Source organism: Ruegeria hyattellae (assembly GCF_041537925.1).
In the GTDB taxonomy this organism is placed as follows: Bacteria; Pseudomonadota; Alphaproteobacteria; order Rhodobacterales; family Rhodobacteraceae; genus Ruegeria_C.
Genome location: NZ_JBGOSH010000012.1, coordinates 104,330 through 123,921, shown reverse-complemented (window position 1 = coordinate 123,921; position 19,592 = coordinate 104,330). Strand labels below are relative to the sequence as shown.

At 61.5% G+C, this 19,592-nt stretch carries 19 protein-coding genes; 7 read left to right on the top strand and 12 right to left on the bottom strand.

Annotated features, from left to right (window positions below):
- Window positions 1–29 precede the first annotated feature (29 nt).
- The 3 genes from AB1E33_RS22755 to AB1E33_RS22745 form a co-directional block, all read right to left on the bottom strand.
- Window positions 30–2,909, bottom strand: a complete 2,880-nt coding sequence (locus tag AB1E33_RS22755) for a DNA translocase FtsK (RefSeq protein WP_372579541.1) — start codon at window positions 2,907–2,909, stop codon at window positions 30–32.
- Window positions 2,910–2,925: 16 nt separating this feature from the next.
- Window positions 2,926–4,107: an aminotransferase class I/II-fold pyridoxal phosphate-dependent enzyme gene (locus AB1E33_RS22750; protein WP_372579540.1), complete on the bottom strand. Its 1,182-nt coding sequence runs from the start codon at window positions 4,105–4,107 to the stop codon at window positions 2,926–2,928.
- Window positions 4,108–4,215: 108 nt separating this feature from the next.
- Window positions 4,216–5,544: an amidase gene (locus AB1E33_RS22745; protein WP_372579539.1), complete on the bottom strand. Its 1,329-nt coding sequence runs from the start codon at window positions 5,542–5,544 to the stop codon at window positions 4,216–4,218.
- A 48-nt stretch (window positions 5,545–5,592) separates the two neighbouring features.
- Between AB1E33_RS22745 and AB1E33_RS22740 the strand changes: the two genes are divergently transcribed.
- Window positions 5,593–6,855, top strand: a complete 1,263-nt coding sequence (locus AB1E33_RS22740; RefSeq protein ID WP_372579538.1) for an FAD-dependent monooxygenase — start codon at window positions 5,593–5,595, stop codon at window positions 6,853–6,855.
- Between the two features lie 10 nt (window positions 6,856–6,865).
- Here AB1E33_RS22740 and AB1E33_RS22735 read toward each other — a convergent pair whose 3' ends face one another.
- Both AB1E33_RS22735 and AB1E33_RS22730 read right to left on the bottom strand, forming a co-directional pair.
- Window positions 6,866–8,392, bottom strand: coding sequence for an MFS transporter (locus tag AB1E33_RS22735; protein WP_372579537.1), 1,527 nt, complete (start codon window positions 8,390–8,392; stop codon window positions 6,866–6,868).
- Between the two features lie 91 nt (window positions 8,393–8,483).
- Window positions 8,484–9,395, bottom strand: a complete 912-nt coding sequence (locus AB1E33_RS22730; protein WP_372579536.1) for a LysR family transcriptional regulator — start codon at window positions 9,393–9,395, stop codon at window positions 8,484–8,486.
- A gap of 139 nt (window positions 9,396–9,534) precedes the next feature.
- Between AB1E33_RS22730 and AB1E33_RS22725 the strand changes: the two genes are divergently transcribed.
- The 3 genes from AB1E33_RS22725 to AB1E33_RS22715 all read left to right on the top strand — a co-directional run bounded on the left by AB1E33_RS22725 (window position 9,535) and on the right by AB1E33_RS22715 (window position 11,669).
- Entirely contained in the window at window positions 9,535–9,837 is a 303-nt protein-coding gene (locus AB1E33_RS22725) for a DUF1330 domain-containing protein (RefSeq protein WP_372579535.1), read from the top strand.
- Window positions 9,838–9,906: 69 nt separating this feature from the next.
- Entirely contained in the window at window positions 9,907–10,875 is a 969-nt protein-coding gene (locus AB1E33_RS22720; RefSeq protein WP_372579534.1) for an LLM class oxidoreductase, read from the top strand.
- 11 nt (window positions 10,876–10,886) lie between these two features.
- On the top strand, window positions 10,887–11,669 hold the full coding sequence (locus AB1E33_RS22715; protein WP_372579533.1) for an SDR family NAD(P)-dependent oxidoreductase: 783 nt from the start codon (window positions 10,887–10,889) through the stop codon (window positions 11,667–11,669).
- A 3-nt stretch (window positions 11,670–11,672) separates the two neighbouring features.
- Here the strand turns inward: AB1E33_RS22715 and AB1E33_RS22710 are convergent, their stop codons facing one another.
- From AB1E33_RS22710 to AB1E33_RS22690, 5 genes are all read right to left on the bottom strand, one after another.
- The gene (locus AB1E33_RS22710) at window positions 11,673–11,873 is read right to left on the bottom strand and encodes a Trm112 family protein (RefSeq protein WP_372579532.1); all 201 of its coding nucleotides are present in this window, start codon (window positions 11,871–11,873) and stop codon (window positions 11,673–11,675) included.
- The gene (locus tag AB1E33_RS22705) at window positions 11,870–12,511 is read right to left on the bottom strand and encodes an LON peptidase substrate-binding domain-containing protein (protein WP_372579531.1); all 642 of its coding nucleotides are present in this window, start codon (window positions 12,509–12,511) and stop codon (window positions 11,870–11,872) included. Before AB1E33_RS22705 ends, AB1E33_RS22710 begins: the two co-directional genes overlap by 4 nt.
- A gap of 27 nt (window positions 12,512–12,538) precedes the next feature.
- Window positions 12,539–13,456 (bottom strand): tetratricopeptide repeat protein, encoded by a 918-nt coding sequence (locus AB1E33_RS22700; protein WP_372579530.1) that lies wholly within the window; start codon window positions 13,454–13,456, stop codon window positions 12,539–12,541.
- A 96-nt stretch (window positions 13,457–13,552) separates the two neighbouring features.
- A complete protein-coding gene (locus AB1E33_RS22695; protein WP_372579529.1) occupies window positions 13,553–14,341 on the bottom strand; it encodes an exodeoxyribonuclease III in 789 nt (262 codons plus the stop codon).
- A 257-nt stretch (window positions 14,342–14,598) separates the two neighbouring features.
- Complete coding sequence (locus AB1E33_RS22690; RefSeq protein WP_372579528.1) at window positions 14,599–15,285, bottom strand: response regulator transcription factor; 687 nt, start codon at window positions 15,283–15,285, stop codon at window positions 14,599–14,601.
- A gap of 162 nt (window positions 15,286–15,447) precedes the next feature.
- On the opposite strand from AB1E33_RS22690, the gene ribA reads away from it, so the two are divergent.
- Together ribA and AB1E33_RS22680 are read left to right on the top strand one after the other, a co-directional pair.
- Window positions 15,448–16,533 (top strand): GTP cyclohydrolase II, encoded by a 1,086-nt coding sequence (gene ribA / locus AB1E33_RS22685; RefSeq protein ID WP_372579527.1) that lies wholly within the window; start codon window positions 15,448–15,450, stop codon window positions 16,531–16,533.
- On the top strand, window positions 16,530–17,030 hold the full coding sequence (locus AB1E33_RS22680) for a L,D-transpeptidase family protein (RefSeq protein WP_372579526.1): 501 nt from the start codon (window positions 16,530–16,532) through the stop codon (window positions 17,028–17,030). The genes ribA and AB1E33_RS22680 overlap by 4 nt, the downstream gene beginning before the upstream one ends.
- Here the strand turns inward: AB1E33_RS22680 and AB1E33_RS22675 are convergent.
- Window positions 17,014–17,673, bottom strand: coding sequence for a YggS family pyridoxal phosphate-dependent enzyme (locus AB1E33_RS22675; RefSeq protein ID WP_372579524.1), 660 nt, complete (start codon window positions 17,671–17,673; stop codon window positions 17,014–17,016). The two genes, AB1E33_RS22680 and AB1E33_RS22675, sit on opposite strands and share 17 nt — an antisense overlap.
- Before the next feature lie 106 nt (window positions 17,674–17,779).
- Window positions 17,780–18,745, bottom strand: a complete 966-nt coding sequence (locus tag AB1E33_RS22670) for a porin (protein ID WP_372579523.1) — start codon at window positions 18,743–18,745, stop codon at window positions 17,780–17,782.
- Window positions 18,746–19,025: 280 nt separating this feature from the next.
- Here AB1E33_RS22670 and AB1E33_RS22665 point away from each other — a divergent pair, with 280 nt between their 5' ends.
- Entirely contained in the window at window positions 19,026–19,523 is a 498-nt protein-coding gene (locus tag AB1E33_RS22665; RefSeq protein ID WP_372579522.1) for a DUF3576 domain-containing protein, read from the top strand.
- The last annotated feature ends 69 nt before the right edge of the window (window positions 19,524–19,592 follow it).

Below are 19,592 nucleotides of genomic sequence, written 5' to 3'. Positions count from 1 at the left end.
ATAAGGGCTCTCGCCCTGATGTGAAGCACCTATTGCTGCTCGGGCACGAGGATTTCACGTTTGCCGACATGGTTGGCGGTGGAGACGATACCTTCATCCTCCATCTGTTCAACCAGACGCGCGGCCTTGTTGTACCCGATGGCCAGTTTCCGCTGAATATACGAGGTCGAGCATTTGCGGTCCTTGATCACAATCGCAACAGCGGTGTCATAAAGCGCGTCTTCGCCATCGGTATTGCCGCCGGTGTTCAATCCCAGCACCGCGTCGATATTGTCGGCCTTTTCGTCCGCCGGGCCTTCGACCACGCCGCCGATATATTCGGCGGGACCGAACTGCTTGAGGTGATTGACCACCTCTTCGACCTCTTCATCGGACACGAACGGTCCGTGGCAACGGGTGATCTTTGAACCACCTGCCATGTAGAGCATATCGCCCATACCCAGCAGTTGCTCGGCGCCCATTTCGCCCAGAATGGTCCGGCTGTCGATCTTCGAGGTCACCTGGAACGAAATCCGCGTCGGGAAGTTGGCCTTGATCGTGCCGGTAATCACATCGACCGAGGGACGTTGCGTGGCCATGATCAGGTGAATGCCGCTCGCCCGCGCCATCTGCGCCAGGCGCTGGATGCAGGCCTCGATCTCCTTGCCCGCGACCATCATCAGATCGGCCATCTCATCGACGATCACCACGATAAAGGGCAGTTTCTCGGGTGCGAATTCTTCTGTCTCGAAGATTGGCTCGCCGGTTTCATCGTCAAATCCGGTCTGCACCGTGCGGCTGAACATCTCGCCTTTGGACAGCGCCTCTTTCACGCGGCCGTTGAAGCCCTCGATGTTGCGGACGCCCATCTTGGACATCTTGCGATAGCGGTCCTCCATTTCGCCTACAACCCATTTCAGCGCCACGACCGCCTTTTTGGGGTCGGTGACGACCGGTGACAGCAGGTGCGGGATGCCGTCATAGACGGACAGTTCGAGCATCTTGGGGTCGATCATGATCAACCGGCATTCCTCCGGCGTCAGCTTATAAAGCAGCGACAGGATCATTGTGTTGATTGCCACCGATTTACCCGAGCCCGTGGTGCCCGCGATCAGCAGGTGGGGCATCTTCGCCAGGTTCGCGACGACCGAATCGCCTCCGATATCCTTGCCCAGTGCCAGCGGCAGGCTCAGATTGCTGTCGCCAAAGCCGCGGCTGGCAAGGATTTCCCGCAGCACGACCTTTTCGCGGTTCTCGTTGGGTAGTTCGATTCCGATCACCGAGCGGCCCGGAACGGTCGAGACCCGCGCCGACAGCGCCGCCATCGAGCGGGCGATATCGTCGGCCAGACCGATCACCCGGCTGGCCTTGAGGCCCGGGGCGGGTTCCAGCTCGTACATGGTCACGACAGGGCCGGGGCGGACCGAGGTGATCTCTCCCTTGACACCATAATCATCCAGCACGTTCTCCAGCATCCGCGCGTTTTCCTCCAGCGCCTCATCGCTCAGATGATGGCGCTGGATGCTGCCCGGATTGGTCAGCAGGTTGAGAGGCGGCAGTTCGAAATCGCCGCCATCGTCCTCGAAGGCCAGCGTTGGCTGTGCCTCGGCCTGCGCCCGGAGCGAGGGCTGCGGGGCTTTGCGGACAGGTTGTTCCACCACCGCCTTGCGCGGTTCGACAACCGGAATCTGCGGTGTCATTGGCGCAGGCTCGGCCAGGGGCAAAGCCTCGATCGGGTCTTGCTCGTCCATGTCGATGGGCATGTCGGGCAGAATGTCATAGCCCTGCGGGGCCATCAGCGGCGGTTCAGGTGGCAGGCCCATGCCAGCGGTCAGAGGCGGCTCGGGCGGCAGGCCATCCGGCTCTCCCCTTTCCAGAACCAGCGGATCGGGTCCACGGCCGCGACCCTTGGTCAGCGGGCGGGTTGGATCAGGCGGCGGCGGGGCACCGGCGGCTTCTTTGCGGACACGCACGGCGTCGGCAATCTTGGCGCTGATCCGGTCGTCACCCGGCATGGCATCGAACTCGGCCAGCGGCATGGCTTCTATCAATTCTGGTTCAGGCATCGGGTCCGCGCGGCGGATCAGTGAAGGCATCCGGGCCAGCAAGCCGCCCTTGGGCTCGGGCGCGGGATCGTAAAATACCGGTTCTTCGAGTACAGGGTCAATCTGATCAGTGTAAGCTGCCTCTGAGGCGTGCTCAGCCGTCAGGCGAACATCCGTCTTGCGCTCGGCCCGCAGGGCTTGATGGTTGCGCGCAGCCTGCACAGACGCAGAAGCCCCCCGACCCAGCAGCGTCATCAGTGCGCCGTAACCCATGATCAGGTTAATCCCGACAAAGCGCAGGCCGCATTTGGCCTCTGGTCCAGTAAAGCCCATTACAAACGCGCCCAAAGTCACCATGCCCATTGCCATCAAGAGCGACATCAGCTTGACCATGAAATGTGATCCAATCGGCAGCAGGGTCAGCAACGCCCCCATCACCGTATCGCCAAAGAGGCCACCCAAACCAAAGCTGTGCGTGGCCTTCCATTCGGCACCCGGTACCAGAGTCGCGGCATAGATTGACACCACGGCAATCCAGATTGGCGCAAAGATCAGCCGGGCAAGGGCGCGATCCTCGCCGGAATGCGCCGCAAAACGCAGACCCCAGACGATCAGCACCAGCGCGATGCCCCAACTGCCCCAGCCCACGATCATGAACAAGGGTGCGGCAATCGATGCCCCAAGGCGACCGGTCCAGTTCTGCACCGGCGCATCGGTCGAAACCATCCAGTTGGGGTCGTCCGGTGTGTAGGATCCGATCATCGCCGCTGCCAGCAGCCCCAACACGATCAGCGCGATGCCGATCAGTTCCTTGCCCCGCTTCTCGATCGCCGCCTGCATATTGCTGTCCAGCAGCGGATCGCGGCCACGCGTATTAAATGCCATGCCTAACCTCGTACCCTCATCCGTACACACAGTCGCGGAGCGTGATCAGCCCGCGCTGCAATTCTTCTTTTGGGGCCACCAGCGCGACCCGAATATATGCTTTGCCTGGGTTGCCTCCGGCCCCGTCCTGCGACAGATACGCGCCGGGCAGCACCCGAACCCCGGTCTGCAGCCAAAGGTTAAGCGCGGTCTCTTCGCCGTTTTCGACCGGCAACCACAGGAAAAAACCCGCCTCCGGCGACATGTAGCCCTGCACATTGCCGAATATCTCATCCGCGATCTGGTATTTCTCGCGATAGAGCGCGCGGTTTTCCTCCACATGCGCCTCGTCGGCCCAGACCCGCGCGGCGGCTGCCTGCAGCGGTCCCGGCAGCGGGGCACCGGAATAGGCACGTAGCTGCTTGACCCGTTTGATCGATTCCGGCCCGCCCGCGATCAGGCCCGAGCGCAAACCGGCAAGGTTCGAACGTTTTGACAGCGAATTGAACAGCGTGATGCGTTCAGGATCCGCACCCAGCTCCTTCGCGACAGTCAGGATTCCGGTGGGGGCCGCGTCGCGGTAGATCTCGGAATAGCACTCATCGGCGAAGATGCGGAAATCATATTGCTCGGCCAGACGGATCAGATCGGCCCAGTAATCCCGGCTCGCCACCGCACCCTGCGGGTTGGCGGGTGAGCAGATATAGGCCACAGCGGTGCGATTCAGAATATCCTCGGGCAGGCTGGAGTAATCCGGCAGATGCCCGGTTGACGCCGTGGCGGACACGAAATGAGGCTCGGCCACCACCGAAATCGCCGCCACCATATAGACCTGGTAAAACGGGTTCGGCGTCAGCACGATGGGCTTTTGCCCGTTCTTCTCTTCCGGACAGAGCGCCATGGCCGCGTTATACAGCCCCTCGCGCGTGCCGTTCAGCGACATCACGTGCGCATCCGCGTCCAGCGTCACGTCATAGCGCCGCACGATCCAGTCGGCAATGGCAGCGCGCAGCTCTGGCGAGCCTTCATTGGGGGGATAGCCCTGAAACGTATGGGCATTTTCGATGATGACCTGCGTCACCCAGTCGGGGAACGCATGTTTCGGCTCGCCAATGGTCATATGCACGGGTTCACCGCCCGGCGCGTGATGGTCGAGCAAGGCGCGCAGACGCGGAAATGCATAAGCCGGTAGGTTCGAGAACCGCTCGGGGTAATTCATATCAACTGCCTCAACACGGGATCATTGCCGTCCCGCTTTGAAGCCAAGTTACAGATGTGGCGCAGGCCCGTCCAGACAAAGCATTGCCCGGATTGGCAATTGTGGCATTCAGGTCAAGGCCGCCTCGACTGCCGCACCAACCCGCAACAGTGCCTCTTCCTGCCCCGGCGGGGCCATAATCGTCACCCCGCAACTGGGTGTCCGAGTGGGCAGCGTCAGCGCGCATAGACCCATCAGATTGCCAACACGGGTGTTGCGCAGTGCCAGCAGGTTCTCGGCGATATAGTAGTCGTGATCGTTGAGTAAACGCTCACGATCCGGCGGAAGGATCGGTGCGGTAGGGGCCAGAATCGCGTCAAACCCGGCAGTGGCCGCATCCCAGGCCGCGCGGCAGGCCTCAAGCTTGGCCCAGGCGGCGACATAGTCAGGACCGGAAAAGTTCTTGCCCTGCCGGAACCGTTCCAGGATTTCTGGATACATCACATCCGGCTTCGCTTCGATCACGTCGCGCCACAGCCCGTAGGCCTCGGTGGTATATAGCACCCCGCTGAGCGCCATTGCATCCGGCAATTCGGGCACTTCAAGCGGCACCAGCTGCGCGCCGGCTTTGGAAAGAGCTTGCAGCGCGCCGTGAAAGGCCTTGCTGGGCGCATCGCGGATGTCGTCCATCACAACGGTCTGCAATACAGCAAAGCGGCGGCCCTGCAGCGAGGTACCGCGCAGATCGGCAGGACTGCCGCCCTCCAGCAGCGCCAGCATCTGTGCGGCATCCTCGACCGAGCGAGTCAGCGGCCCGATCGTGTCAAACTTTAGACAAAGCGGCACAACGCCTTCTAGGCTCAACCGCCCGGCGGTGGTCTTGAGACCGACAAGATCGTTCCAGGCCGCCGGAATGCGCACTGAACCTCCGGTATCTGACCCGACACTGGAGGCCGCGAGATTAAACGCCACCGACGCGCCCGCGCCCGAAGAGGACCCGCCCGGCACTGCCGCTTCGTCATTGACGCAGGGCGGCGTTGCAGTGATCGGGTTCAGCCCAAGGCCAGAGAACGCCAACTCGCTCATATGGGTCTTGCCCAGACAGACACTACCTGCTGCGGTGGCATTGGCCAGCACCACGCCATCCTGATCGGGCACCCGACCTTTCAGCAGCGCAGACCCGGATTCGGTCGCGGCACCCGCACTGTCCACCAGATCCTTCCAACTGATCGGCACCCCGTCCAGCAGTGACAGGCGCTGACCGGATTGGGCGCGTTTGCGGGCGGCTGCAGCCTCGGACCTCGCCCGGTCATGGGTCACGCAGGAGTATATCCGGTCGCGATGCGGATGCGCGTCGATGGCATCGAGATAGCACTCGGTCAGCGCCACCGCGTCGATTTCTCCGGCGGCGATCCCCCGCCCCAGATCGCTTGCCGTCATCGTCAGCCAGTCCTGCATCGCAACCTCCATTTCGTGGTGAAAGTGACGGTAGCGACAGGACCGCACATGGACAATCCCGATCAGGCGCGCATAGTGCAGCGCATGACAATGACGCAAGACATCCTGATCGTGGGCGGCGGGCTCAATGGCCCGGTACTGGCACTTGCGCTGGCGCAGGCCGACCACAAGGTGGCAGTGATCGACGCGCTGCCGGAGCAGGCCCGATCCGAGGACGGGTTTGACGGGCGCGGTTATGCGCTGGCGTTGACCTCGCAGCGCTTGCTGGCCGCGATCGGTGTCTGGGACCGCGTTGCCGCACACGCGCAGCCAATGCTTGAGATCAAGGTCACCGACGGCCATGCAGGTGCCGGACCGTCGCCGTTCTTCCTGCATTTCGATCATGCCGAGATCGAAGAAGGCCCGATGGGCTATATGGTCGAGGACCGCCATCTGCGCCCTGCCCTGCTGGCCGCGATGGCCGAGACGGACGGGATCACGGCGATCAATGAACGCCGGGTTGTGGCGCAAGAATCAGATCACAACGGGGTCAGCGTCACGCTAGACGACGGCACGGCACTGACCGGCACTCTGCTGGTCGGCTGTGACGGGCGCGCCAGCGGCACGGCTGAACGTGCGGGCATCAAGCGCACCGGGTGGGATTATGGCCAGACCGCGTTGGTCTGCGCCATCGAACATGACCGGCCCCATAACGGCATCGCACATCAGTTTTTCATGCCTCCGGGGCCGCTGGCGATCCTGCCGCTGACCGGCAACCGCAGCTCCATCGTCTGGAGCGAGCGTACCGAGCAAGCCCACCGCATCAATGACCTGCCCAAGGAGGACTATTTGCAGGTGCTGCGTCCGCGCTTTGGCGATTTTCTGGGCGACATCCGGCTCCGGGGTGGCCGGTTCACCTATCCGCTGAACCTGACCATCGCAAATGCGTTCATCGCCGAGCGGGTGGCGCTGGTGGGCGATGCCGCCCACGGAATGCACCCGATCGCGGGTCAGGGCCTGAACGCGGGGCTGCGCGATATCGGCGCGCTGGCACAAGTGCTGACCGAGGCGCGGCGGCGGGGCGAGGATATCGGCTTCCCTCCGGTGCTGGAGCGCTATCAGCAATGGCGGCGGTTCGACACGGCGACGATGGCGGTGGCGACCGATGCATTCAACAAGCTGTTCTCGAACGATAATCCCGCGCTGAGACTGGCGCGCGATGTCGGCATGGGGCTGGTCGGTTCGGTCCCCGGTCTGCGTCGCGCTTTCATGCGCGAAGCAGCGGGCCTGTCGGGCGATCTGCCGCTACTGCTGCAGGGGCGGCAGCTATAGGGCAATCAGGTCAGGTGTTCGAGGACTGAAGCTTTTTCTCGTTTAGCATCGCAGACAGCACCAAACCGACAAGCGCCGACAGGCAGGCAAAGACAAAAGCCATGTCCATCCCGCTATTGAAGGCCGTGGCCAGCGCATCCCTGATCTGCGTGACTTGCGCGGTGTCGAAGTGGCTGACAGCGGCTTTCGCCTGATCGGTGGCAAGCGCTCCGCCATTGATCGCGTGCTGATCCGCGTTGGACATGTCGATCTTGTCGGCGGCCAGTTGTTGCGCCAGCCGCGCAAGGCTGGCCGCGTACATCAGCGCCGTTGCAAAGGCGACCGCGATGGCACCGTAAACCAGGTGCACCATGAAACTGAGCCCCCCAACAAGCCCGGCACGCTCAGGTTTGACTGCGCTCATCGCGGCGGTGCCTGCCGGCCCAACTGACAGAGTCGACCCGATCCCGATCAGAAGCATGCCCGGCAGGATCTGAAAATATCCCAGCGACTCTGGCAGAAGCACCACCAGAACGGCGCCGAGGGCGGACATGACATAGCCAGACAACAGCAGCCGTTTCGGACCAAAGTCATTGTAGAGCCGACCGGAGATGATGGAACCCGCGCAAAGCAGCGCGGTCATCGGCACCAGACCGAAGGCCGAGGCCATCGCGGACCACCCGAGTGTTTTTTGCATGTATTGCGGAAAGTAGAGCAGCGCGATGAACAGGGCGGGAACCTGTAGCGCATTCAGCGACAGCGTGATCATGAATTCGCGGTTGCGCAGCATCTGTGGGATGATCAGCGGCTCTTTGACATGTCTTTCGATGGTGGGAAACAGCAGCACCAGCACGAAGCTAACTGCAATCATCACCACAATCGGGGTTGAAGCCCAACCCAGATCGGCCCCCACATCCAGGCTGTAGAGCAACAGCAGCACGGCGATGGCCAGAACCGCCACACCTACAAGGTCAAGATGCTGGCCAGATTTGTGGGTCTCTTCCCTGGGCATCAGGGTGCGGATGGTGACCATCGACAAGATGGCCAGCACAACATTGGCCACAAAGAAATAGCGCCAGTCGCCGAGGGTGACCGCGACGCCGCTAAGCAGCGGTCCGATCACGTTGCCGATGGTCACACCCGACAGGATCAACCCCATCACTAGCCCCTGTTCTTCGGGTTTGGCGATCCGTGTCGCACCGAAAGCCAACGTGCAGGGCCAGATCAACCCGGAGCCGATCCCTTGCAGGGCGCGTGCGCCGATCAGAGTGATCAGGTCCGGCGCGACCAAACACAGGACCGATGCCAGAAGAAAAATCATCAGACCTATCATCAGCACCGGGCGGTGCCCGTACATGTCGCCCAGCCGCCCGCCCGTTACCATGGTCATGGCAAAGAACAGCGCATAGATGTTCAGCACCCACTGGGTCGAGGTGATGTCGGCGTCGAAAGACAACTCGATCGCGGGCACGAGCAGCATCGCGCCGGTGAAATCGATGCCCACCGCAAATGCCGTCACCATGAGTGCAGCAATGCTCAGGGTGCTTTTTCTGTCCATTCCGCCCCTCCCACCGGGTCCATCGTTCAACTGTGCCGCCCGTTTTGCAAGAAAACAGGCATTTTGCGAGGCCTGAGCCGGCGCTGCCGCGCTACGCGCGCTGTTCCCAGACCGGCGCCCTGCCGATCCGGTCCAGCAGAAAATCCATGAACACCCGCACTTTCGCCGACAGGACATTGGCCTTGGGATAGACCAGCCAAAGCACCGATCTGTCCGCGACCTCATAGTCTGGCAACACGCGCAGCAAGGTGCCTTGCGCGATCTCTTCATGAACGCTCCAGAGCGAATTGACCGAAATGCCCGCGCCGACACGCGTGGCCTGTTTCTGGCTCGATCCGTCATCCACGATTAACCGGCAGGCGGCGCCGCTCGGATCAAAACTGCCCTCTTGCCCCTGCTGCCCGACAAGCACACGCGGTTTGCGTCCGCCGAACGCGATCAGTTGGTGGGCCTTCAAATCGTCGGGCACTCGTGGGGTGCCGTGCTGGTCAAGGTAACTGGGCGCGGCGCACAGAATGCGCCGGTCATCGGCCAGCTTGCGGCCCTTGAGGCTGGTATCCTCCAGCGCGGAATTGCGCAGCGCCAGATCAAAACTGCCCTCGATCAGATCGAAGGGCTTGTCCGACAGGCGCAGATCCAGCGAGACACCGGGATGAGCCGTCAGAAACTCCGGTAGAAGAGGCGCGATGTAAAGCTGCGCAAAGCTGCTGGGCGCGGTAAAGCGCAGCGTCCCCGTCGCCTGCGGCTGACGCAGCCCAAGTGCTGCGCGACCGGCATCCTCCTGCGCCAGCATCTCACGCGCGAAAGGCAGGAATTCGGACCCTTCCAGCGACAGCGATACCTTTCGGGTCGAGCGGTGCAGCAGATCGGCGCCCAGCGCGGTCTCGAGCTTTGCCAGCTTGGCGCTTGCCACCGCAGGGGCCAGCCCCAGCTCACGGCCCGCGGCGCTGATATTCAGTTTTTCTGCTGCAAGAACAAACAGGCGCAGGCCGTCAGTATCCATTTAATTATATCCATAGTCGGAATTCTGATCCAGAATTTGACCTGTTTATCACAAAATCACCGGCAATTATATGGGTTGCAGATGGTAGTGAACATTTCGATGGCGTTCCCCATCCCAATCCAACCAAAGGACACGACAGATGGCTTTCTACTCCGTTCTCGCTGTGACCCCCACAACCGAAGACTGGATTCCCTTCTATATCGGCCCGGCAAACGAACTGGTCGTTGAATATGGCGGCAAGTATCTGGCCCGAACCGCCAGTCATGAGCAACTGGAAGGTGGCGAGCAGCCCTCGGCCCTGCGTATCGTTATCGAATGGCCCACCCGCGAGGCTGCCGCTGGCTTCATGAAAGACACGCGCTATGCCCCGCATCTGCAGGCCCGCACCGCAGGATCGAACAGCGTGCACTTCCTGATCGAAGGCAAGGACGACCTCGCCTGACCGGGTTGCCCGGCATCCCAAAGCATCCGCGACACCAGCTTTGCCGTTCACCATCAGAAAGGAGCAGATATGCTGCAAAAAACCGAAGCGAAAGCGTTCCCAACGATCAACCGGGCCTATAACAGCGTCTTTCGACCGAGTGAGATGAGCCTCGGGCTGGTTGTACCGTTGGAAAGCTACCCGCAAGGCCCGGTTCCCGCGATGCGCGATCATGTCGGGCGCGCCAGACTGGCCGATGCGCTTGGCTTTGCGGCGCTTTGGCTGCGTGACGTGCCCTTCAACGTGCCCTCCTTCGGGGATGCGGGGCAAATCCACGACCCATTTGTCTATCTCGGCCTGCTGGCGGGGCAGACCAGCCAAATTGCGCTTGGGGTTGCCAGTATCGTCCTGCCGCTGCGCCACCCGGCCCACGTCGCCAAGGCGGCGGCCAGCGCCGATGTCCTGTCAGATGGACGGCTGCTGCTGGGCGTTGCCTCGGGTGACCGGCCTGACGAATACCCGGCGCTGAACATAGCCTTCCCGGATCGTGGCGCGCGATTCCGCGACAGTGTCGACTATATTCACGGAATTGCTGGTGATTATCCGGTATTCGCCAACGCCCATGGCGTGCTGGATAGTGGCATCGACATGCTACCCAAACCCTCGGGCGGGCGGCTGCCGATGCTGATCACCGGGGGCAGCCAGCAAAGCCCGGACTGGATCGCAGAGAACGGCGATGGCTGGATGACCTATCCCCGCAACATTGGGGCGCAGGCCAGTGTGGTCGCCGACTACCGTAGCCGAATCGCGTCCTTGGGTTGCGGCGACAAACCGGTCATGCAATCGCTTTATGTGGACCTTACTGACGATCCCGACACCTCGCCGCAACCGATCCATCTGGGCTTTCGCTCGGGCACGAACTACCTGCGGTCCTACCTGAATGAAATCAGGAGCATCGGTGTGAACCATGTCGCCTTGAATCTACGCTTCAATCAGGCGGATATCGAAACAACCATGAAACGTCTGGCCGACGACCTGCTGCCGGATTTCAGCAACTGAGGATCTCACGAATGCAAAAGACAATTCTGATCACCGGATCGACCGACGGCATCGGGCTGGAAGCCGCCAAACGGCTGGCCTCAGAGGGTCATCGCGTGCTGTTGCACGGGCGCAACCCGGCAAAACTCGACGCCGCAGCGGCAGAGGTCGGAGGCGATACCCAACGCTACGTCGCCGACCTGTCGCGCCTGTCCGAAGTCGTGGCGCTGGCAGATGCGATCGCCGACCAGCACGACCGTCTGGACGTGCTAATCAACAACGCTGGTGTCCTCAAGACCCCGCAGCCGGTTACCGAAGATGGGATGGATGTACGCTTTGTAGTCAATACACTGGCGCCTTATGTTCTCGCCCGCCGCCTGCTGCCACTGATGGAGGGCAGCGGCCGTATCATCAACCTGTCCTCGGCGGCGCAGGCCCCTGTCAACCTGCAGGCGCTGGCAGGAACCGCCCGCTTGGCGGATATGGAGGCCTATGCTCAAAGCAAGCTGGCCATCACCATGTGGTCGCGGGAACTGGCAGGCGAACTGACTGAGGGTCCCGTTGTCGTAGCGGTGAATCCCGGTTCTCTGCTGGCGAGCAAAATGGTGAAAGAGGGCTTTGGCGTGGCAGGGAACGATATCGGCATCGGCGCCGACATTCTGCATCGCGCGGCCCTGTCGGACGAGTTTGCAACCGCAACCGGGACCTATTTCGACAATGATTCAGGCCGGTTCGGACTGCCCCATGCCGATGCACTCGATGCGTCGAAATCCGCGGCGGTGATGCAGGCGATCGAGGCCGCTCTGGCAAAATAGGCGCTAATCCAACTCGCGCGCTTCATCGATCAGCATCACCGGGATGCCGTTGCGGATCGGAAAAGCAAGGCCCGCGGGTTTGGACACCAACTCGTGCCGTTCGGCGTCATAATGCAGCGTGGTCTGGGTCTGCGGGCAGACCAGCGCTTCGAGCATGTGGCGGTCGAAACCGGGTTCGGGGTTGGCGGGGTTGGCGTCGCTCATTGGAGAATCTCCTCGCTTGTCCCGCCCCTTAGCGAATATTCAATCAGGGTGACAAGCGTTTCTCTCCGCGTGGTCAGACAGGGCGCCTCCAAAAGGGCCTGTTTGTCCTCGGGGTCGAAATCCAGCAGCATCGATAACGAATTAACCAGCAATTCGTCATCCGCATCCTTCAGCGTATCCCAATCGGTCGACAATTCGCGGGCGATGAAGAAGCGGTGCAGCAGGTTCAGGAATCCGGCGCGGTCGAACTGATCATCCGCTTCGGGTCGGCCCAGATCGCGGTCAAACCCGGTCCAGGCGACCGCGCAACGGCGATAGGGGGTGAAGCCTTCAACCTCTTCGCGGATGCGAAACCGTGAGGCGCCCGACAGCGTGATCATATATCGGCCATCCTCGGTTTCCGAGAATTGCGTCACCCGGCCCGCGCAGCCGATGCTGTGCAGCTTGTCGACGTCGCGGTCGCACGGGTTGGGCTGCACCATGCCGATCACGCGATGCGAGGTTTTGAGCGTATCGTCCAGCATCTGCAGGTAGCGCGGCTCGAAAATATGGAGCGGCAAACGCGAGCGGGGCAACAGAAGCGCCCCGGGAAGCGGGAACACCGCAATCGTGTCAGGCAGGTCAGCGGGTTGAATCATGCCCAGAAGTGTAGCTCTGATACCGCGTCAGGCAAATATCATCGAGCTCAGCTTGCGGCGGCCATTCAGAACCACCGGATCATTGGGCTTGAGCGCGTCGAAAATGGTGAACAGCTGTGCCTTGGCCGCGCCGTCATTCCATTCGCGATCCCGGCGGAACAGGTCCAGCAACTGGTCGACCGCCTCTTGCACCTGCCCGCCCGCATGCAGCGCTTGCGCCAGATCGAACCGGGCCTGATGGTCATCCGGGTTGGCCTCGACCGCGGCCTGCAACTCACCGACCGGGCCGGCATCGGCGGCCTGTTTGGTCAGTTCCAGCTGGGCAAAGGCGGCCTCAAGCTCGGGGCTGGTGGAAATCTCTGCGGGGGCACCGTTCAGGATGGCCTCAGCCTGATCCAGATCGTCCAGCGCAATATGCGCGCGCACCAACCCGCCATAGGCCGCGGCATGGTTAGGGTCTTCGCCCAGAATGGCGGCAAAGGTCTGGGCGGCGTCCACCGCCGCGCCCTGCGCCAGCATCTCTTCAGCGGCCTCGACGGCCTCGTCCAACTGGCCACCGGGGCTTTCACCACCCGCTGCCGCGATCACCTTGTCGACAAAGGCCTTGATCTCGGAGCCGGGCAACGCGCCCTGAAACGCATCAATCGGCTGCCCCTTGTGGAACGCATACACCATCGGAATGGACTGGACCCGCAGTTGCGAGGCGATCATCTGCGCCTCGTCCACGTTGATCTTGACCATCTTCACGGCACCTTTGGCCGCAGTCACCGCCTCTTCCAGCAGGGGCCCTAGCGTCTTGCAGGGGCCGCACCAGGGCGCCCAGAAATCGACGATGACAGGCACTTGCTGCGAGGTTTCGACCACATCCGCCATGAAGGTCGCCTCGGACCCGTCCTTGATCAGATCTCCCGCAGGCGCCACGCCTGCCCCGTTCAGAATATCCATGCCTTAGTGCTCCTGTCCTTGTGCCGCTTCTATATGGAATCAGAACAGCGAAAGCCAAGTGTCGATTTGGCATTTCACCCGATTCACCCGCTGCGTTCAGAGATCGAAGCTGGCAAAGACCGGGGCGTGATCGCTGGGTTTTTCCCACCCACGCGCATCGCGCAGGATGCGGCTGGAATGGGCGGCAGTGCTGATATCGGGCGTGGCCCAGACATGATCCAGCCTGCGGCCCTTGTCGGCAGCATCCCAATCCCGCGCCCGGTAGGACCACCAGCTATAAAGCTTGCCGTCGGGGATATCGCGGCGGGTAATATCGACCCAGCCGCCAGCGTCTTGCGTCTCGGCCAGTTGCTCGACCTCGATCGGTGTGTGCGACACAATCTTGAGCAGTTGTTTGTGCGACCAGACGTCATCTTCTTGCGGGGCGATGTTCAGATCCCCCACGAGGATGGCCTTTTCGGGCCTCTCTGCGCGAAACCAGTCGCGCATATCGGTAAGGTAATCGAGCTTCTGTCCGAATTTTTCATTCACATCGCGATCCGGCACATCACCGCCCGCTGGAACATAGAAATTGTGGATCACGGTGCCGTTCTCCAGCCGCCCGGCCACGTGGCGAGCATGGCCGAGACCGGCGAAATCCTTGTCGCCGATATCCTCAATCGGCAGGCGCGACAGGATCGCGACCCCGTTATAGCCCTTTTGCCCGCGCGCGATCATGTGCGGGTAGCCCAGTTCAGCGAACCCTTCGGTGGGGATCTTGTCGACCGGTGATTTGCATTCCTGCAGGCAGAGCACATCCGGCCCTTCTTCGGTCAACAACTTCTGCACGATCGGTTCGCGCAACCGGACCGAGTTGATGTTCCAGGTGGCAAGAGTAAAGGGCATGGGACAGCTTTCGACAGGACTATTTCGGCGCACCCTATCGCGGCGCCGAAGCACACGCCATCCCCAAGCAGACACTTCCCGTCCGGGTCGGAGGCGCTGGTGAAACGCCACCATCATCCAAAAAAAAAGACCGGGCGCGAGGCCCGGCCAGTCCAACAGGGAGGATGCATGTCATAACCCGGACATGCGCGGGCTGAATTAACATTAACAGATTCGCCGGCCTCTCAATATGACATTTGTCACACAGTGAGCGGAAATCAGGCGACCAGACGATAGCCCCCGGATTCGGTCACCAGCAGACGCGCATTCGATGGATCAGGCTCGATCTTCTGGCGCAGGCGATAGATATGAGTTTCCAGCGTGTGGGTGGTCACCCCGGCATTGTATCCCCAGACCTCGTGCAGCAGCACGTCGCGCGCGACAACACCGTCGGTCGAGCGGTAGAGGAATTTCAGGATGTTGGTTTCCTTCTCGGTCAGCCGGATCTTGCGGTCATCATCGGTGATCAACATCTTCATCGCTGGTTTGAACGTGTAAGGCCCAAGCTGGAACACCGCATCCTCGGATTGTTCATGTTGGCGTAGCTGGGCACGGATGCGAGCCAGAAGAACGGGGAATTTGAAGGGCTTAGTGACGTAGTCATTGGCCCCGGCGTCCAGCCCTAGAATGGTATCGGCATCGCCGTCATGGCCGGTCAGCATCAGAATCGGGCTTTTGACCCCCTGCTTGCGCATCAGGCGGCACAATTCGCGCCCGTCGGTATCAGGCAGCCCCACGTCCAGAATGACGAGATCATAAAGCGCTTCTTTCACCCGCTCCATCGCGTTCTGGCCATCACTGGCCTCGAACACATCGAAATCCTCGGTCATGACCAATTGCTCGCTGAGCGCCTCGCGCAGGTCCTCATCGTCATCGACCAGCAGGATTTTCTTGAGCTGTGCCATCGCGGCGTCCTCCTTGAACTTTCCCTGAACTTGAGCCTGCAGCAGGCCCTCCACAAGATAGGCCGCCTTTTTTTCACGCCCTCGTGTCCGAGGCCGGGGAAATGTTTCACATTTGCAGCAAGCGCGACTAAGCAGGGGGCCGAACGTTACAGGAAACGGCCCATGAGTCTTCTTCCCGATACCACCGAACTGATGGCCCGTGCCCGGGCTGATCTGCGCATGGGTGTGCCGGTGGTGCTGTCCGACCGCGCGCAGGGCAGCGTTCTTGTCGCCTCGACCGAGACGCTGAGCGCCGCACGCCTTGCCGCTTTGCGTGCCCTGGGCGGTGATCTGTGCATTGCCATCACCGCGCGCCGAGCCGAAACGCTCAAGGTGCGTGCCTATGATGGCGATCTGGCGCGGATTGTGGTGCCCGGCGATGTCGATCTGGCCTGGATCGGGGCCATCGCCGACCCTTCCGACGATCTGAACGCGCCGATGAAAGGCCCGTTGCGGTCCCTGCGCGATGGACGGGCCGATCTGCACCGCCTGGCCATCGCGTTAATGAAAGTCGCGCGCCTGTTGCCTGCTGCCGTGATCGCCCCCCTTCCCGGATCTCTTCCCACCGAGGGCCTGACCCGGATCAGCTACGCCGCTGCTGCAACATTCATGACCGCGCGCAGCCCCCTGCAGGAAGTTGTCGCGGCCCGATTGCCCGTCCAGGTGTCCGAGGCTGGGCGGTTGCATATCTTCCGACCCGAAGACGGCGGAGAAGAGCATTATGCCTTCGAAATCGGGCGGCCCGACCGGCAGGCGCCGGTTCTGTCGCGGCTGCATTCGGCCTGTTTCACCGGTGACCTGCTAGGCAGCCTGAAATGCGATTGCGGTCCGCAATTGCGTGGCGCCTTGGCCCAGATGGGGGCCGAAGGGGCGGGTGTGCTGCTCTATCTCAACCAGGAAGGGCGCGGTATCGGGCTGGCCAACAAGATGCGCGCCTATTCGTTGCAGGATCAGGGGTTCGACACGGTCGAGGCCAATCACCGGCTGGGATTCGAAGATGACGAGCGCGATTTCCGGCTGGGTTCGGACATTCTGAAGACGCTGGGGTTTTCGTCGGTACGGCTGCTGACCAATAACCCCGCCAAGATCGCAATGATGGAGCGTACCGGCATCAGCGTCACCGAGCGGGTACCGCTCAAGGTGGGCGAAACCACCCATAACCGAAGCTATCTGGCCACCAAGGCGGCGAAATCCGGACATCTGCTGTGACGCCTCACGACCTTGTGCTGACGCCGACGGCGTTGCGCTATCTTGGGCGCAGGTTTCCCTGCACCATCGGGACGGGCGGGCTCATGGCGCAAAAACGCGAAGGGGACGGGGCGACGCCGATTGGCAACCACAGGATTGTCGGCATGTTCTATCGTCCCGACCGCCTGGCCCCTCCCACACCTTGGGCGCACCCGGTGGGCCCGGGTGATCTATGGTCCGATGACGGCAGTGATCCGGCCTACAACATGTGGGTCCGCGCCCCGCATGGCTACAGCCACGAGGCGCTGCGCCGCGCCGACCCGCTTTATGATTTGGTGATGGTGATGGACTGGAACCTGCCCGACGCCGTGCCCGGACGAGGCTCGGCCATCTTCATCCATCAATGGCGGCGTCCGGGTTACCCTACTGAGGGCTGTATCGCCCTGCGCCGCCAGCATCTGCACTGGATCGCCCGGCGGGTGAGCTATGGAACCCGCGTGATCATCCCTGCGGCTTGACCCTTTCGCCGAAGATCGCAGACCCGACCCGGACATGAGTGGCCCCCAGCGCAATGGCGGTCTCGAAATCGCCGCTCATGCCCATCGACAGACCCTCGAGCCCGTTGCGCGCCGCGATCTTGGCCAGCAAAGCGAAATGCAACGCCGGTTCCTCGTCGACAGGCGGGATGCACATCAGGCCCTGCACCGGCAGGTCGAGCGATTTACAGTCTTTCACGAAATCATCCGCATCGGCGGGCAGCACACCCGCTTTCTGCGCCTCGTTGCCGGTGTTCACCTGAATGAAAAGATCAGGGCATGCGCCCAGGTCCTGCGCCAGCCGCGCTAGGGTGTTGGCCAGTTTCGGGCGGTCGAGCGAATGGATCGCGTGACCCAGTTCCATCGCCTGCCGGACCTTGTTGGTCTGCAACGGGCCGATCAGATGCAGGTCGACATCCGCATACCGTGCCATCAACGCGGGCCACTTACCGGCCGCCTCCTGCACGCGATTTTCGCCAAAGATGCGGTGCCCCAGCCCCAACACCGCCTCGACCCGGTCTATGGGCTGAACCTTGGACACGGCAATCAGCTTGACCGATCCCTCTGCCCGTCCGGCAGCATTTTCGGCCTTGTGAATTCTGTCGGTGATTTCCTGAAGTGACATGCTCTGCCCCGATCCGTTTCTGGATTCGAGAAACACCATGTGAGCGCAAAAGAAAAGGGCAGGTCCGAAGACCTGCCCAAATCTGTAACCGTTAGGTCGTGATCGCTTAGAATGCGAAGTTCACACCCAGGTCGGCAACGGTGTCGCTGGAACCGCCACCTTCTTTGACGCTTGCAACACCGCCTTTGAGAGCAACGCCGCCACCGAGGTCCTGAACGAAGCCAATACCAAAGGCTTGGGTATCGCCGGAACCGGCACCGTCACCATAGGAGAAGTTCAGGTCAGTTGCAGTGCCCAGCTCATAGTTGGCGGACAGACCCCAGAAGGTGTCGAACTCATTGTTCACATCGTTGTCAGCGTCTTCGCTACCAACAAACAGTGTACCAGCGAATGCGCCGAAGGTCGCGCCTGCGGTCAGAACGTAGATATCGGTGTCGCCAATACCATCAGGGTCAGGGCCCGGCTCGTTTGACGCGTAAGCCAGTGCGACCGAGAAGGCATCGTTCGCCCAAGCACCGCTGACACCCCACTGTTCACCAGCGCCGGTTTCTTCAGGCGAGTAGGACCCCGAAATCGCGAAATCATTAATCGCGTACTGAGCGAAGATACCGTTCACGCCTGCGCCAGTCGAGGAGTAGCCATCCAGAGCAAAGTCAACACCAACGTACTGACCGGTGAAGAAGGTCAGACCTTGTTCGTAACCATAGTAGTCGGGAAGGTTGTCGAGCACGCCGGCGATGTTGCCAACGTCAACGCGGAAGCCTTCGTACTGTGTGGTGAAGCGCGCGCCGTTCAGGGACGCCGCGTTCGCGGTGCCGTCCTGGTTTGCGTCAGCCTGCAGACGAACACGTGCGGAGAAGGCAACGCCGCCATCGGTTTCGGCATTGGCGTCGATGTTCAGACGAAAGCGGCTGGTCAGGAAGGTTTCTTTTTCGTCACCTTCTGCGCCACCGTCATATTTCAGACCAAAACGGCCATAACCGCTGAACGCCATGTTTGCGATGTCCGCTGCCGCGAAATCGGCCACTGCCATCGCGGTCAGAGCGGTCGAAGCGAAGAGAATCTTTTTCATCGTTTTTTCCCTCGGGTTTCCTTTAGTGCCTCAAGCGCATCGCATTCACGGCTCTGGCCTGAGCATGGGCATCGTGTCGCCCGTTTCGACCTGATAGCGCAAGTATCGCAGCGCGCGTTCGACCAATTGTTCCCCGACGTGGTGCAAGGATGCCACAGTGATCGCGGCACCCCGGCAACGCCAAAGCAAAAAGAGCGAAATTGGCTCTGAAAATACGGCCTTGTTGCATCGCGGCGGCTTGTCTAAAACTCTGCCAACCGGATTATCAGGACGTAGACCAATGACCAGTGGCCCTTTCCGTTTTGCTGTGCTCGCCGCAAGCCTTGTGGCGCTGGCGTCCTGTAGTGGCCCCTCCGCGCTGAGTTCGGACGCGCCCAGCGACAGCGACCGCCTTGTCGGCGGCAAACCCGATGATGTTTCAAGTGACGACCAGAACCGATCGACAATCTGGGACATTTTCAAGCCGTCCAACACCGAAAACGTTGTTGATGTGAACAAATACCTCTGGGCGGCTTCGCTGGATGTGCTCAATTTCCTGCCCGTCGAAGCTGTTGATCCCTTCACCGGCGTAATCTCGACCGGATATGGAACCCCACCCGGTGGCGGGCGGGCCTATCGCGCGACGGTCCATATCAGCGACCCCGCACTTGAGGCGCGTTCGCTGAACGTGGCGCTTCAGTCCCGCAGCGGCCCGGTCAGCCAGGCCACCGCCCGTGCGGTCGAGGATGCGATTCTGTCGCGGGCGCGGCAGCTACGCATCGCTGATGGCAGGCTCTAGAATCCCGGACCCATAGACAGTATCAACGCGCCGGGCCAAACGCCCGGCGTTTTCATTGACCAAGGACCG

Bases quoted from the DNA above. Each gene is read 5' to 3' on its own strand.
- AB1E33_RS22750 (WP_372579540.1), bottom strand. From the start codon at position 4,107: ATGAATTACCCCGAGCGGTTCTCGAACCTACCGGCTTATGCATTTCCG.
- AB1E33_RS22710 (WP_372579532.1), bottom strand. From the start codon at position 11,873: ATGAGCGACGCCAACCCCGCCAACCCCGAACCCGGTTTCGACCGCCAC.
- ribA (WP_372579527.1), top strand. From the start codon at position 15,448: ATGAGTCTTCTTCCCGATACCACCGAACTGATGGCCCGTGCCCGGGCT.
- AB1E33_RS22705 (WP_372579531.1), bottom strand. From the start codon at position 12,511: ATGATTCAACCCGCTGACCTGCCTGACACGATTGCGGTGTTCCCGCTT.
- AB1E33_RS22700 (WP_372579530.1), bottom strand. From the start codon at position 13,456: ATGGATATTCTGAACGGGGCAGGCGTGGCGCCTGCGGGAGATCTGATC.
- AB1E33_RS22740 (WP_372579538.1), top strand. From the start codon at position 5,593: ATGGACAATCCCGATCAGGCGCGCATAGTGCAGCGCATGACAATGACG.
- AB1E33_RS22720 (WP_372579534.1), top strand. From the start codon at position 9,907: ATGCTGCAAAAAACCGAAGCGAAAGCGTTCCCAACGATCAACCGGGCC.
- AB1E33_RS22755 (WP_372579541.1), bottom strand. From the start codon at position 2,909: ATGGCATTTAATACGCGTGGCCGCGATCCGCTGCTGGACAGCAATATG.
- AB1E33_RS22715 (WP_372579533.1), top strand. From the start codon at position 10,887: ATGCAAAAGACAATTCTGATCACCGGATCGACCGACGGCATCGGGCTG.
- AB1E33_RS22670 (WP_372579523.1), bottom strand. From the start codon at position 18,745: ATGAAAAAGATTCTCTTCGCTTCGACCGCTCTGACCGCGATGGCAGTG.
- AB1E33_RS22665 (WP_372579522.1), top strand. From the start codon at position 19,026: ATGACCAGTGGCCCTTTCCGTTTTGCTGTGCTCGCCGCAAGCCTTGTG.
- AB1E33_RS22735 (WP_372579537.1), bottom strand. From the start codon at position 8,392: ATGGACAGAAAAAGCACCCTGAGCATTGCTGCACTCATGGTGACGGCA.
- AB1E33_RS22690 (WP_372579528.1), bottom strand. From the start codon at position 15,285: ATGGCACAGCTCAAGAAAATCCTGCTGGTCGATGACGATGAGGACCTG.
- AB1E33_RS22725 (WP_372579535.1), top strand. From the start codon at position 9,535: ATGGCTTTCTACTCCGTTCTCGCTGTGACCCCCACAACCGAAGACTGG.
- AB1E33_RS22745 (WP_372579539.1), bottom strand. From the start codon at position 5,544: ATGCAGGACTGGCTGACGATGACGGCAAGCGATCTGGGGCGGGGGATC.
- AB1E33_RS22675 (WP_372579524.1), bottom strand. From the start codon at position 17,673: ATGTCACTTCAGGAAATCACCGACAGAATTCACAAGGCCGAAAATGCT.
- AB1E33_RS22730 (WP_372579536.1), bottom strand. From the start codon at position 9,395: ATGGATACTGACGGCCTGCGCCTGTTTGTTCTTGCAGCAGAAAAACTG.
- AB1E33_RS22695 (WP_372579529.1), bottom strand. From the start codon at position 14,341: ATGCCCTTTACTCTTGCCACCTGGAACATCAACTCGGTCCGGTTGCGC.